This window comes from Streptomyces sp. NPDC047043 (assembly GCF_040644055.1).
GTDB lineage: Bacteria > Actinomycetota > Actinomycetes > Streptomycetales > Streptomycetaceae > Streptomyces.
Map to the genome: position 1 here is coordinate 204344 of NZ_JBEYVO010000016.1, position 12971 is coordinate 217314.

Annotated in this window: 11 protein-coding genes; 5 read left to right on the forward strand and 6 right to left on the reverse strand. The window is 70.9% G+C overall.

Going from position 1 to position 12971, the window contains the following annotated elements; translation table 11 throughout:
• Window positions 1-297: 297 nt before the first annotated feature.
• The 5 genes from ABZ880_RS25760 to ABZ880_RS25780 all read right to left on the reverse strand — a co-directional run bounded on the left by ABZ880_RS25760 (window position 298) and on the right by ABZ880_RS25780 (window position 5436).
• On the reverse strand, window positions 298-1566 hold the full coding sequence (locus ABZ880_RS25760) for an NAD(P)/FAD-dependent oxidoreductase (RefSeq protein WP_361267022.1): 1269 nt from the start codon (window positions 1564-1566) through the stop codon (window positions 298-300).
• Entirely contained in the window at window positions 1563-1970 is a 408-nt protein-coding gene (locus ABZ880_RS25765) for a GtrA family protein (RefSeq protein WP_361267024.1), read from the reverse strand. The genes ABZ880_RS25760 and ABZ880_RS25765 overlap by 4 nt, the downstream gene beginning before the upstream one ends.
• Entirely contained in the window at window positions 1960-2982 is a 1023-nt protein-coding gene (locus ABZ880_RS25770) for a glycosyltransferase family 2 protein (RefSeq protein ID WP_361267026.1), read from the reverse strand. The genes ABZ880_RS25765 and ABZ880_RS25770 overlap by 11 nt, the downstream gene beginning before the upstream one ends.
• Window positions 2983-3112: 130 nt before the next feature.
• Window positions 3113-4450: an alpha-2,8-polysialyltransferase family protein gene (locus ABZ880_RS25775; protein ID WP_361267028.1), complete on the reverse strand. Its 1338-nt coding sequence runs from the start codon at window positions 4448-4450 to the stop codon at window positions 3113-3115.
• The gene (locus tag ABZ880_RS25780) at window positions 4450-5436 is read right to left on the reverse strand and encodes a glycosyltransferase family 2 protein (protein WP_361267030.1); all 987 of its coding nucleotides are present in this window, start codon (window positions 5434-5436) and stop codon (window positions 4450-4452) included. Before ABZ880_RS25780 ends, ABZ880_RS25775 begins: the two co-directional genes overlap by 1 nt.
• A gap of 198 nt (window positions 5437-5634) precedes the next feature.
• Between ABZ880_RS25780 and ABZ880_RS25785 the strand changes: the two genes are divergently transcribed.
• The 4 genes from ABZ880_RS25785 to ABZ880_RS25800 all read left to right on the forward strand — a co-directional run bounded on the left by ABZ880_RS25785 (window position 5635) and on the right by ABZ880_RS25800 (window position 10595).
• Window positions 5635-6978, forward strand: a complete 1344-nt coding sequence (locus tag ABZ880_RS25785; protein WP_361267032.1) for a DUF6716 putative glycosyltransferase — start codon at window positions 5635-5637, stop codon at window positions 6976-6978.
• A 296-nt stretch (window positions 6979-7274) separates the two neighbouring features.
• Window positions 7275-8540: an N-acylneuraminate cytidylyltransferase gene (locus ABZ880_RS25790; RefSeq protein WP_361267034.1), complete on the forward strand. Its 1266-nt coding sequence runs from the start codon at window positions 7275-7277 to the stop codon at window positions 8538-8540.
• 14 nt (window positions 8541-8554) lie between these two features.
• Window positions 8555-9493: an N-acetylneuraminate synthase family protein gene (locus ABZ880_RS25795; RefSeq protein ID WP_361267036.1), complete on the forward strand. Its 939-nt coding sequence runs from the start codon at window positions 8555-8557 to the stop codon at window positions 9491-9493.
• A gap of 31 nt (window positions 9494-9524) precedes the next feature.
• Complete coding sequence (locus tag ABZ880_RS25800) at window positions 9525-10595, forward strand: hypothetical protein (protein WP_361267038.1); 1071 nt, start codon at window positions 9525-9527, stop codon at window positions 10593-10595.
• On the opposite strand, the gene ABZ880_RS25805 is transcribed toward ABZ880_RS25800, so the two are convergent.
• A complete protein-coding gene (locus ABZ880_RS25805) occupies window positions 10579-11256 on the reverse strand; it encodes a class I SAM-dependent methyltransferase (protein WP_361267040.1) in 678 nt (225 codons plus the stop codon). The genes ABZ880_RS25800 and ABZ880_RS25805 overlap by 17 nt on opposite strands.
• Window positions 11257-11502: 246 nt before the next feature.
• Here ABZ880_RS25805 and ABZ880_RS25810 point away from each other — a divergent pair, with 246 nt between their 5' ends.
• Window positions 11503-12723: a M20 family metallopeptidase gene (locus ABZ880_RS25810; RefSeq protein WP_361267128.1), complete on the forward strand. Its 1221-nt coding sequence runs from the start codon at window positions 11503-11505 to the stop codon at window positions 12721-12723.
• Window positions 12724-12971: the final 248 nt, after the last annotated feature.

Genomic DNA, 12971 nt, shown 5'->3' on the forward strand with positions numbered 1-12971 from the left:
GGGCGGGCGCGAGCGCCCCTCGGCCGGTGCCGGGCGGCACGGAGCCGTGCGCCTGCGACGGGATCGGCTGCCTCCAGGCCGAGTTGAGCGCGCGGACGCTGTGCCGGCGGGCGTCATGGCGGGCGGGAACCCCATGCGGTGGCGGCGGGCGACCTCTGGCCCCGGCCCGGCGGGGCGGGTGGCCCCCGTGGGCACGGCCACCTGTCGAGGGGTGCAGGGGACGCAGTCCCTGCCGGGGTTCGGGGCAGAGCCCCGGTGGTTTCCGGTCGACCGAGTCTGCCGGGCCAGTGGGCCGGGTCAGCGCAGGCCCAGCGACGCAGTCAGCTCGCGGGCCAGTTCCACCGAGTAGCTCTGGCCCCGGTCCTGCGGGTAGATCTGGGCCATCGTCGCCAGCGTGACCCGGCTCATCGGGGTCTCGTGGGCCGGGATCAGGGCGCGGTACGCGGGTGTCACCACCGGTTGTGCGAAGGGCGCCTTCGAGAAGTGCCAGTCCTGGATCCAGGAGGCGTCGAAGTCCGGGTTGACGCGCCGCAGATACGGCAGGAAACGGGTCAGCAGCTCGCCCGGTTCGGTCGTGAACCGCCAGTCGTTGCGCTCGACGTAGTTGCCGACGTAGAGGATGTGCCGGCCGCCGTAGACCGACGGGTCGATCATGCGCGTGTGCTCGACGACCGCGAGGAACGGGAAGTCCGGCTCGTTGATGTTGAGCCAGTAGTACGGGATCGCACTGCGGTCCAGCTCCAGCACGAAGCAGGTGGCGCCCAGGTACTGGTTCTTCCACACCGTGTCGTCGGCGGGCAGCCCGGCGGCCTTCGCGAAGGCCGGCTGCGGGGTCGTGACGATCAGCCGCTCGAAGTCGTACGACGAGCCGTCCGCGCACCGCACCACCGCGGGCGCGTCCTCGCCGTCCTGCCGTATCGACTCGACCGCCTTGCCGAACTCCACCTTGCCGCCGCGCTCCTCGACGCCGTCCCGCAGCGCCGCGTAGACCCGCTCGAACCCGCCGTCCACATAACCGAGTTCGAAGGTACGGCAGTGGATACGGGCCCACAGCCACGCCATCGACACCTGCTCGGCCCGGTCGCCGAACTTGCCTCGGAGGAGGGGCTCCCAGATCGCCGCCGTGGCCTTCCCGCCGGCCCAGCGGCGCAACCAGGCAAGGGCGGTGAGGTCGTTGAACCGCTCCCCGCCCCGCACCGCCTTGAGCAACGCCGACGAACCGGCGAAGCGTACGGCGTCGACGGGGGAGAACTCCGGGAAGCGGAGCATGTCGAAGGGCGTGGTGAAGTCGATGAGCCTGCCGCCCAGGTAGATGCCGGTCGTCGGCCTGTGGAAGCGCAGGGCGTCCCCGAGCCCCAGCTCCTCGATCAGGGCGATCATGGCCCTGTCACTCCGGAAGATGTGGTGGTAGTAGCGCTCCAGCGGGACGCCGCCCACCTCCAACGAGGCGGCTAGGCCCCCGAGTTCGTCGGCCGCCTCCAGGACGGTGACCTGGTGGCCGGCGCGTACGGCGTCCCAGGCGGCGGTCAGGCCCGTGGCACCCGCGCCGATGATGCCGAGGTTCATGCGAAGCTCCACTTTCTGTTGAGCGCGAACTGCAGCGCCAGGACCAGCGGCAGCGAACCCGCCTTGACGAGGCCCGCGTCGACTCCGAGTCCGTCGGTGAAGGCGAGGAAGAGCAGGTTCGTCAGCGCGATGCCGGTCAGGCCGACGGCGTAGAAGCGAAGGAAGCGGACGACGAGCCGGTCCCGGCGCTCGAAGGTGAACCGGGCGTTCAGCGCGAAGTTGTTGGCGATGCCGAGCGTGGTGCTGATCGCGTTGGCGAACTGCTCGTTCATCCCGGCGACGTTGTGCAGCAGCAGGAAGACGAGCAGGTCGAGGGCGACTCCGCTGCCGCCGATCAGGGCGTAGCTGATCAGCTGGCGCGACATGCGGGGAGCCACGGTGGTCGTCGTGGTCTCAGCGGTCACCGTCGCCGCCGATCACCTCGCGCACCAGGTACAGCGGTCGGCCCTGCGCCTCGCTGTAGATGCGCCCTATGTAGGTGCCGATGACCCCGAGCGACAGCATCTGCGTGCCGCCGAGGAACAGCACGACGCACATCAGCATCGTCCAGCCGGAGACGGTGATGTCGGGGCGGAAGAACTTCATGCCGAGCGCGTAGAGGATGCCGACCAGCGACAGCGCGAGCACCGCGAAACCCAGCCGGGTGATCATCTTCAGCGGGGCGGTGGAGAAGCTGGTCATCCCGTCGACGGCCAGCCGGGCCATCTTGCGCAGCGGGTACTTCGTCTCGCCCGCGAACCGCTCGTCCCGGTCGAAGACCACCTCGGCCTGGGCATACCCCATCGAGGCGACGATCCCGCGCACGAACCGGCTCCGCTCCCGGTATCTGCGCAGCTCGTCGGCGACCCTGCGGTCCAGCAGCCTGAAGTCCCCGGTGTCCAGCGGGATGTCGACCTCGGTCGAGGCACGCAGCAGGCGGTAGTACAGATGCGCGGTGGCCCGCTTGAACGCGGTGTCCCGGCGGCTGCGGCGGCGCGCGTGCACGATCTCCGCGCCCTCGAGCCAGGCGTCGACCAGTTCCAGGCTGACCTTCGGCGGGTCCTGCAGGTCGGTGTCCATGACGATCACCGCGTCGCCCACGGCCAGGTCGAGCCCGGCGGTGATGGCGAGCTGGTGCCCGAAGTTGCGGGCGAAGTCGACCACCCGGACCCGGGAGTCCTGCTCCGCGAACCCCTTGAGCAGCGCCAACGACCCGTCCGTGGAACCGTCGTTGACGTAGACCAGCTCGAAGTCGAGCTCCGGGCGGGCGTCGAGCGCCGCGGTGAGCTCGTCGTGGAACGCGGTGATGCCGTCCTGCTCGTTGAAGACGGGCAGGACGTACGAGACGAGCGCCCGCCCGGTCGCCCCCGGTTCCACGGCCGCGAGCGCGACCGGTGCCGGAGCCTGGGCGGGCGGACGTATGTCCTGCTGGGTCATCTCGGCCCACCCGGGACGCCGGTGGGTCTGGAGACGAAGAGTGCTGTTTGCGCCATTCGGGGAAGCTATGGAGGCTCTGTGAACCCCACCCCAACAACCCGCGTCGGAAGGAGGTCTTCCCCGTTGCGCTTCACTTCGTGACGGCCTTCTTCAACGCCCTCGCCCGGCGTACCACCCGGCGGGCCGTGGAGTTGCGCGGGAGGAACGCCAGGCGTTCCGGGATACCGCCGGGGAGGCCGAGGGCGGTGAGGCGCTTCCGCTTGAAGTACCGCTTGGTGCGCGTGCCGAGCTGCTGCGAGAGGTATCGCTCCGCCGCCCGGCGCAGACTCGGGTAGATCTGCGGCTGCATGGTGAAGCTGAGCGCGTCGAGCAGGCCGTCCAGCGTGTCCGCGGCGACTACGGCCTCGCCCTTGCGCTCCTCCAGGTCGGGGACCAGCGCGTCGGCGAGGACGGCCGGGACCCGGTTGCTGTTCTGGTACGGGGTGAGCCGGTCCAGGAGGGGCTCGGTGCCGATGCGGGCGACCGGGAGGCCGTAGAACGCGGACGCCGTGAACAGCGCCGTGGAGAAGCAGCCGACGACCAGGCCGGGCGGGGACTTCTCGAAGAGCACCTCGGCGAGCACCGGCACATCGAGGACAGTGAGGTCGACGCCCAGCTTGTCGGCCTCCTTCTCCAGCGCGCGGCTGTAGCGGGCCGGTGCGGTGGGGTGCGGCTTGAAGACGATGGCGCGGTGGCCGCGCTCGACCGCCCCGCGCATCATCCGCACATGCAGGTCCTCCTCCTCCTCGGGGGAGAGGATGTTCAGCGCGGAGAGGTACTGGCCGAGCAGCAGCGCCGAGTTCTCCGGCAGCACCGGCAACTCCGGGAGGGAGGCGGTGAGTTCGCCCAGCACCTTCAGGAAGGCCTCGGTCGGCAGTATCTGCGCCGGCACCTCGAACTCGGTCAGCAGCCGCGGCGTGAGCCCCGGCACCAGGTCCAGGTGGAGCAGCCGCCGTACGCGCGTGCCGACCAGCGGGTCGATCTTGTTGCGGGTCGGGCCGTAGCTCATCAGACCGTCGGCGTACACGTCGACGGGAGCGTCGGTGAACAGCTGGGCCACGGTGAGCGCCGGGGTGACCTGGATGGACTCCAGGACCAGCTCCACCCGGTCCTCGCCCAGCTCCCACAGCAGCCGCAGATAGCGCTCGAAGAGGGGGATGTCGTCCTGGCGCGGGGTCCAGGCGCCCGGGTGGAAGGGGCGGATGGCCTCGTTCCAGGACAGCACCGCGTCGAAGTGGTCGCGCAGCGGCTCGAAGCCGGGCATCTCGTCGACCGGCGGCGTGGTCTCCGGCGTCGCGGAGTTGTTGAACACCAGCAGCAGCCGGCGGTCCCCGTCCCGCTCCGTGAAGGAGCCGGAGTCGATCGCGGCGGCCAGCGTCGCTGCGCCGTACAGCGTCGAGACGCAGAAGATACGGGTCGTACGGGACATCAGGCGGCCGCCTTCGCTGTGGTCACCCGGCGCCTGAGCCGCCGGAGCTTGGAGGAGCGGTGCATGTCCATGGTCTCCAGCACGTCGCCGAGCATGTCCTGCGGCAGGCGCTGGATGGCGGCCGCGGCCCTCGCCCGCAGCTGCTTGTACACGGACGGCTCCCACTTGTCCTCGTCCGAGACGTGGTGGGCGATGATCGCGCAGTACGTGCGCACCGCCTTCGGCAGCAGCTGGTCGGCGTCCGGGTCCTTCCGCGTCTCCTCGATCACCTGGTCGAACGCGCGGATGAAGTCGAGCTGGCGGACGTCGCCGATCTGGGTCAGCGAGGAGGCGACCCCGCGCCGGTAGAAGACCCCGAGCAGGCTCACCACGGCGAACGACTCCGCCTCGCGGTGCAGCCGCCAGATCCACGGCCGGTCCTCGGCCGTGCGCAGCCCGTCGGTGAAGTGCAGCAGACCCTTGTCGAGGAGACGGCGGTGGTAGGCGCCGGCCCACGCGTACGCGTAGTCCACGGAGGTCGAACGGTCGGCGGGAAGGATCGCCTCGCGCGGGTTGAAGACCTCCCAGCGGCGCCCGATCGGGACCCGGTGCACACTGCGCGCGCGGGCGGTCGCCTGCACATGGTCGGTCCGCACGAAGTCGCAGCCCAACTCGTCGATGGCGCCCACCAGTTCGGCGAAGTAGCCGGGGGCCAGCCAGTCGTCGCCGTCCAAGAAGGTGAGGTACTCGCCCTGCGCCGCGTCCAGGCCGGTGTTGCGCGCGGTGGCGAGTCCCCCGTTCTTCTCATGGCGGATGTAACGCACCTGCGCGACATCGGAAAGCTCGTCGGCCGCGCGTTCGAGAATGGCCGGAGTTTCGTCCTTCGAATGGTCGTCGACCAGTACGAACTCGAAATCCCGTTGCGCGTTCAATCGAAGGCTTCTGAGGGTGTCAGGGGCGTATTGCTGCACGTTGTAGAACGGCACGATCACGGAAAGCTTTGGCACATACGGAAGCCTAGGAGCCGGCCCGGCTGCGTAACTTTCCGGTGCCCGTACAGGGGGTGAACTCAATGTGTCGGAACGGTGCATCCCCTGTACTTCCTGAGAATTGGCGGCCCAGTTCGGCTCTCGGCGAGGTGTTGTTAACTTTTTGTTGAGGTGCGGTTGGGCCGCTCCTCGGAATTGCTTCCTAGCGTCTTCGTCGTGCCACCAAGTACAACGAAGCCCACGCGAATCGCCGTACTCGCGGACTCCGACACCCGCTGGAAATGGGGTGCGTTGACCGCGGCTCGTGTCGCCCCGGGCCCGTCCATGGAAGCCGCACTCCGCGAGGACGCGCAAGTCGGCCTCGAGCTGAGCGGATTCCTGCTGCGCGGGCGGGCGACGCCGACCGCCCGCCAGCTCGCGGAGGTCGGGGTGCGCGCCGACTCCCTCAAGGAGGTCACCTCCGTCGAGTTCCTGCGCGCCATGGCGGAGGAGGAGTACGACGTCGTCGTGCTCGCCCTCGTCGGCGGCGGCGTACAGGCGATGCTGCACGGCCTGGCGCGCCTCTGGGAGGGCCGCTCCAGGCGGCCCGTCGTGGTCACCGGCTATGTCGGCGTCGTCTACGAGAAGCTCGCCGACGGCCTGCTGCTGCGGCACGGCGCGGACCTCGTCCTCGCCAACTCCCGCCAGGACGCGGAGCGTTTCCGCGCGGTGTACGAGGGCGTGGGCGCCGACGCCTCGTCGGTGACGGAGGTGGCACTCCCGTTCCTCGGCGGCGCGGCCTACGAGGGCGAACACGACCCCTACACCGTGGTGTTCGCCGTCCAGCCGTCCGTGCCGGACAGCCGCAGGGACCGTACGTACCTGCTCGACCGTCTGGTCCAGCACGCCCGGAAGCACCCCGAGCGCGAGGTGCTGCTGAAGCTGCGCTCCCGGCCCGGCGAACACACCACGCACATCGAGGAACTGCCCTACCAGAAGCTGGTCCAGCGGCTCGACCCGCCGGCCAACTTCCGCCTGGTGTACGGGAACATGGGCGAGGTCCTCGACCGCACCGACCTGCTGGTCACCATCAGCTCGACGGCCGCCCTGGAGTCGCTGCACCGCCGTATCCCGACAGTCGTTCTGACCGACCTCGGGGTGCGCGAGGTGCTGGGCAACCACCACTTCGTCGGCTCCGGGTGCCTCGCCTCCTGGGACCAGCTGGACGCCGGACACCGGCCGACCCCCGACGAGGAGTGGGTGGCCCGGCAGGGCGTCGTGGCCGACGGGTCCTACGAGACGGCCTTCGACGCGGCGCGGGAGCGCATCGCCAAGCTGCTGGCCGCGCCCGAGCTGCCCCCGCTGACCCCGTACTACACACCCGAGACGGCGCCCGGCTATCTGCCCGGCATCCTCGCCCGTCACCACCTCGGCCCCGACGGCAGCCCGCTGCCGGGAGCGCCCGCCGCCGACAAGGAGCCGGGCCCGGTCCGCCAGATAGTGCGCCGGGCGGCACGGGGTGCCTACCGGCACGGGGTGCAGCGCGTGGCGCCCGTCATCCGGCGGATGGGGGAGCTGTGAGCACCGACCGGACGACCGGCGTGCAGGCCGCGGGCGCCGCGGAGGCGGCGGTCGCCCGAGCCGTGTCCGCCGCGAGGGCGGATGCGCTGCAGCCGACCGGCGCGCGGGCCGCGGGTGTTTCGGGCTCGACCGGAGTCCGAGCCGTCGGCGACGCCGCGGACACCGCGGGGGTGCGAGCCGCGGGCCCGGCCGCCTCGGCCCCGACGGGCCTGCCGGCCCCGGCCGCCCCAGAACCCACAGGAGCGCGAGCCGCAGTCGCGCCGATTCCTCCGCAAGGAGCCCAAGGAGTGGAGCCCATGTCCAACCCGCAAGCGGGCCAAGGCGCTTCGGTGCGCCGGGTGCTCGCGGTGATCCCCGCGCGCGGCGGCTCCAAGGGCGTGCCCGCGAAGAACCTCGCCCCCGTCGGCGGTGTGCCGCTGGTGTCCCGGGCGGTGCGCGAGTGCCTGGCGACCCGCCTGGTGACCGACGTCGTGGTGTCCACCGACGACCAGGCGATCGCCGCCGCGGCCCGCGAGGCCGGCGCGGAGGTCGTGCTGCGTCCGGCCGCGATCGCCGGCGACACCGCCACCTCCGAGGCGGCCGTGCTGCACGCCATGGACGCCCACGAGGCGCTGCAGGGCGCGTCGGTCGACGTGGTGGTGTTCGTGCAGTGCACCAGCCCGTTCATCGTCCGCGAGGACATCGACGGGGTGGCGGCCGCGGTCGTCGAGAACGGCGCCGACACCGCCGTGACCGTGGCTCCGTTCCACGGCTTCATCTGGCGCGACGCCGAGGACGAGATCGCCCCCGGCACCGTCTCGGAGGCCGACGCGGCCACCGGCGGCGGCTACGGCGTCAACCACGACAAGTCCTACCGCCCCCGCCGCCAGGACCGCCCCCAGGACCTCCTGGAGACCGGCGCCGCCTACGCCATGGCCGCCGAGGGCTTCCGCAAGCACCAGCACCGCTTCTTCGGCCGTACGGAACTCGTCCGCACGGACCCCGCCCGTGTGCTGGAGATCGACGACCCGCACGACCTCGCGCGGGCCCGCGCCCTCGCGCCCCTCTTCGACGCGGACCGCCCCGGTTCGCTGCCGACCGCCGACGACATCGACGCGGTCGTACTCGACTTCGACGGCACCCAGACCGATGACCGGGTGCTGATCGACGCCGATGGAAAGGAGTTCGTCTCCGTGCACCGCGGAGACGGCCTCGGCATCGCGGCGCTGCGCAAGAGCGCGCTGAAGATGCTGATCCTCTCCACGGAGCAGAACCCGGTCGTCGCCGCCCGCGCACGGAAGCTGCAGATTCCCGTGCTGCACGGCATCGACCGCAAGGACCTCGCACTGAAGCAGTGGTGCGAGGAGCAGGGCATCGCGCCCGAGCGCGTGCTCTACGTCGGCAACGACGTCAACGACCTCCCGTGCTTCGCCCTCGTGGGCTGGCCCGTGGCGGTCGCGAGCGCCCACGACGTGGTACGCGGCGCCGCACGTGCGGTCACCACCGTCCCCGGTGGCGACGGCGCGATCCGAGAGATCGCCAGCTGGATCCTCGGCCCCTCTCTCGATTCCCTAACCAAGTAAGGACAGTTCCTGCCATGAGCACCAACTCCCGTCTGCGCACGTTCGGTTCGAAGACCGCCGGCCCGGGCCAGCCCGTGTACGTCGTCGGCGAGATCGGCATCAACCACAACGGCGAGCTCGAGAACGCCTTCAAGCTGATCGACGCGGCCGCCGAGGCCGGCTGCGACGCCGTCAAGTTCCAGAAGCGCACCCCGGAGATCTGCACCCCGCGCGACCAGTGGGACATCGAGCGCGACACCCCCTGGGGCCGGATGACCTACATCGACTACCGCCATCGTGTGGAGTTCGGCGAGGACGAGTACCGTCAGATCGACGAGTACGCCAAGACCAAGAACATCGACTGGTTCGCCTCCCCGTGGGACACCGAGGCCGTCGCCTTCCTGGAGAAGTTCGACGTCCCGGCCCACAAGGTCGCCTCCGCCTCCCTCACGGACGACGAGCTGCTGCGCGCCCTGCGCGCGACGGGCCGCACGGTCATCCTGTCCTCCGGCATGTCGACCCCGAAGCAGATCCGCCACGCGGTCGAGGTCCTGGGCAGCGACAACATCCTGCTCTGCCACGCCACTTCGACGTACCCGGCGAAGGCCGAGGAGCTGAACCTCCGCGTCATCAACACCCTGCAGGACGAGTACCCGAACGTCCCGATCGGCTACTCCGGCCACGAGACCGGCCTGCAGACCACCCTCGCGGCGGTCGCCCTCGGCGCCACCTTCGTCGAGCGCCACATCACCCTCGACCGCGCGATGTGGGGCTCCGACCAGGCCGCCTCCGTCGAGCCCCAGGGCCTCACCCGCCTGGTGCGCGACATCCGCACCATCGAGGCCTCCCTCGGCGACGGCGTCAAGAAGGTCTACGACTCCGAGCTCGGCCCGATGAAGAAGCTGCGCCGCGTCACGGGCGTCGTCGCCGAGGCGGAGATCGCCGCCGCCGCGGGCGAGCCGGTCGCGGTCTGACGCACAACCAACAGGGGACGGTCATACGTCGATGAGCCGCCGCGCCGGATCCGCCGGCAGCACCTCCACTCTCGCGTTCGTCGAGAGTCCGGTACAGCTTCTGAACGTGCTGGAGTGGGCGCACGCCCAGGCGCCCGGCGCGGCGCTCACCCTCGTCGTCCTGTCCCCGACCGACCCCATGACCCGCGGCCAGCTGCGCCGCATGGCCGAACTCGCCCGCGACGAGGGCCACACGGTCCGCTGGGAGGAGGCCCGCGGCGGCCCCGCGGCCCCCTTCCAGACCATCGGCGGCCTGACCGGCACGCTCCGCAGGGCCGACCGCATCGTCCTGGGCGACCCCTTCTCCCGCTATGTGCAGCTGCTCCTGACCATCACCAAGGCCCGCGACCTCGTCGTCGTCGACGACGGCACGGCCACGATGGAGTTCGTCGCCCAGCTGGCCCGGGGCGAGCGCCTCGTCCGCTGGCACCGCAAGGGCGGCCGCCCGGGCGCCCGGGACCTGATCTTCGCGCCGGTGTCCGCCAAGGCCCGCCGCCGCCTCACCCCGAGCACCAAGCGCAAGGTGGCGATCTTCTCCTCCATGCCCATGGACGAGACCCCGCCCGGCGTCACCGTCCACGCCAACGACTTCTCCTGGACCCGCTTCCGCTTCGGCCCGCCGCGCATCACCAAGAGCGCCGACATGGTGGGCACCTCGCTGGTGGAGACCGGTGTGGTGGACGGCGACCGCTACCTGGAGGCCGTCCGCACCCTCGCGAAGGCCCACGGCGCCACGCGCTACTTCGCGCACCGCCGCGAGAGCACGGACAAGCTCCACCGCCTGGCGGTCGAGACGGGCCTGGAGATCGTCCGCCCGGACCTCCCCCTGGAGCTGATCGCCCGCCGCGGCCCGGTCGGCCGCACCATCCTCAGCTTCCCCTCCACCGTCGTGCACACCCTGCCCCTCGCCCTGGCCGGCACGGACGTCAGGGTCGCCGTCTGCGACATCGACCCCGCCTGGCTGACGGAACACGCCTCACCGCGCGCCCAGGGCTTCCTGTCGGGCGTGACGGGGACGGCCCGGGACGTCACCCGCCTCCAGACCGTCAGCGCGGTCGGCTGACCTTCTGCGCCAGCAGATACGCCCGCGGCCGCGTCTCGTCCTCGTCCGGCTCGCGCAGCACGCGTGCGTGCAGCCGCAGGCCCGCCTTGACCAGCATCTCGACGACGGTGTCCGGCGTACGCCAGTGGTAGTCGAGCGAGATCTCCTGACCGAACCGCTCCGACAGGTGCAGCCGGTCCTCCTCGTCGCCGCTCTGGAAGCCGAGCAGGACATGGCCGCCGGGGACCAGGACGCGGTGGAACTCGGCGAAGGCCGCCGGCAGGTGGTCGTCCGGGACATGGATGACCGAGTAGAGGGCGAGGACCCCGCCGAGCGTCTCGTCCGGCAGGTCGAGCGAGGTCATCGAACCCACATGGAAGCGCAGGTGCGGGTGCGCCTCCCGGGCCAGCGCCACCATCCGCGGCGACACGTCCACCCCGAACGCCGGCACCCCGAGCGCGTCCAGCCGGGCGGTGACATTCCCGGGACCGCTCCCGACGTCGGCGACCGGCGCCGTACCGCCCTGCCGGACCAGCTCCGCGAAGGCGGTGACCAGGGCCAGATCCAGCGGTCTGCCGCTCAGCCAGTCGGCGAGCTGCTCGGAGTAGGGTCGCGCGATCGCGTCGTACGCGGCCCGTGTGTCGTTCAGGAATCCCGGTGCACCCGGTATCTCGGAGCTCACGGCCCCGCACCCTACTAGCGGACGTCGTACTGTGCCGGTCCTCACACAGAGTTGTTCCGACAGATGAACAGAACCGACAGGGGAGTGCGGAGCGTGGTATGCGTAGAGAAAGGAGAGGTTTACCCATCTCAACCCACACCCATGCGTCGAGCGGCCAGATTTTCTTCCCCTGAGGGGTTGAACTTTTGTTGATCGAGGGTCAGTTGGCCACCCCGGCGTCCTACCCTTCAGAGGGTGAAGCAACTGATGTCACTGGAGTCCGAGGTCGATCTTCCCGGGGAAGCCGTGCTCCCCGGCACGCTGGGCGAGGAACTGTTCGCCGAACTCGTGGCGTTCCGGCGCGACTTGCACATGCACCCGGAACTCGGCAACCAGGAGTTCCGCACGACCGCCGCGATCAAGGAGCGCCTCGAGCGGGCCGGCCTGCGGCCCCGCGTGCTCGCCACCGGCACCGGCCTGGTCTGTGACATCGGGGAGTGGGACGGCGGCCGCCCCATGCTCGGCCTGCGCGCCGACATCGACGGCCTGCCCATCCCGGACACGAAGAGTGACTGCCCCTACCGCTCCACGGTCCCCGACCGCGCCCATGCCTGCGGCCACGACGTGCACACCACCGTGGTCCTGGGCACCGGCCTCGTCCTGGCCGAACTGCACCGGCAGGGCCGCCTGCCCCGCCCCGTGCGTCTCCTCTTCCAGCCGGCCGAGGAGGTGCTGCCCGGCGGCGCCGCCGACGCGATCGACTGCGGAGTGCTGGAGGGGGTGGGCCGGATGCTCGCCGTGCACTGCGACCCCCGGGTCGACGCCGGCCGTATCGGCCTGCGGCAGGGCGCCATCACCTCCGCCTGCGACCGCCTCGAGGTCTCGCTCGACGGCCCCGGCGGCCACACCGCCCGGCCGCATCTGACCACCGACCTGGTCACCGCCGCCGCCCGCGTCGCCATCGACGTGCCCGCGCTCGTCGGCCGCCGCGTCGACACCCGCGCCGGGCTCGCTGTGACCTGGGGCCGCATCGAGTCCGGCCATGCCCCGAACGTCATCCCGCAGCACGCCGAGCTCTCCGGGACCGTCCGCTGCCTCGACCTCGACACCTGGCGGCAGTCCCCGGACATCGTCGTCGCCGCCATCGACGAGGTCGCCAATCTGCACGGCGCCAAGTCGGAGATCAACTACGTGCGCGGCGTCCCGCCCGTGGTCAACGACCCGGACGTGACCGACCTGCTGCGCGACGCGATGACCGCCCGGCGCGGTCTGCAGTCCATCGAGGACACCGAGCAGAGCCTCGGCGGCGAGGACTTCTCCTGGTACCTGGAGCAGGTGCCCGGCGCCATGGCCCGCCTCGGCGTCCGCACGCCCGGCGAGCGGACCGTGCGCGATCTCCACCAGGGCGACTTCGACGCCGACGAGTCGGCGATCAAGGTGGGCGTGGAACTGTTCACGGCGGCGGCGCTGCTGGACGCGGCCGAATGACGCGAGCGTGACGAGCGGCCCCCTCGGGGGCCGCTGAGCCGTCCGGCGCAACATGGTCGTAAGCCAATCGTGCACTCTTCGAAATCCGCGCGTGTGAGGGCTCCAGACGCCGAGTTCAGACGCCGTTTGCCTCGAATCGATAACGGCTTTGGAAGAGGTCTTTTTCTGACATCTACGCGCGTTACGATGCCGCGAAGCCGACGCCGCAGGGGCGTGCAGGCCCGAGCACTGGCATGGTGCTCACATGA

What these genes read in the sequence shown, in the direction of transcription:
- ABZ880_RS25760 (WP_361267022.1), bottom strand. Translation starts at nt 1,566, where the DNA reads ATGAACCTCGGCATCATCGGCGCGGGTGCCACGGGCCTGACCGCCGCC.
- ABZ880_RS25770 (WP_361267026.1), bottom strand. Translation starts at nt 2,982, where the DNA reads ATGACCCAGCAGGACATACGTCCGCCCGCCCAGGCTCCGGCACCGGTC.
- ABZ880_RS25775 (WP_361267028.1), bottom strand. Translation starts at nt 4,450, where the DNA reads ATGTCCCGTACGACCCGTATCTTCTGCGTCTCGACGCTGTACGGCGCA.
- ABZ880_RS25790 (WP_361267034.1), top strand. Translation starts at nt 7,275, where the DNA reads ATGTCCAACCCGCAAGCGGGCCAAGGCGCTTCGGTGCGCCGGGTGCTC.
- ABZ880_RS25795 (WP_361267036.1), top strand. Translation starts at nt 8,555, where the DNA reads ATGAGCACCAACTCCCGTCTGCGCACGTTCGGTTCGAAGACCGCCGGC.
- ABZ880_RS25800 (WP_361267038.1), top strand. Translation starts at nt 9,525, where the DNA reads ATGAGCCGCCGCGCCGGATCCGCCGGCAGCACCTCCACTCTCGCGTTC.
- ABZ880_RS25810 (WP_361267128.1), top strand. Translation starts at nt 11,503, where the DNA reads ATGTCACTGGAGTCCGAGGTCGATCTTCCCGGGGAAGCCGTGCTCCCC.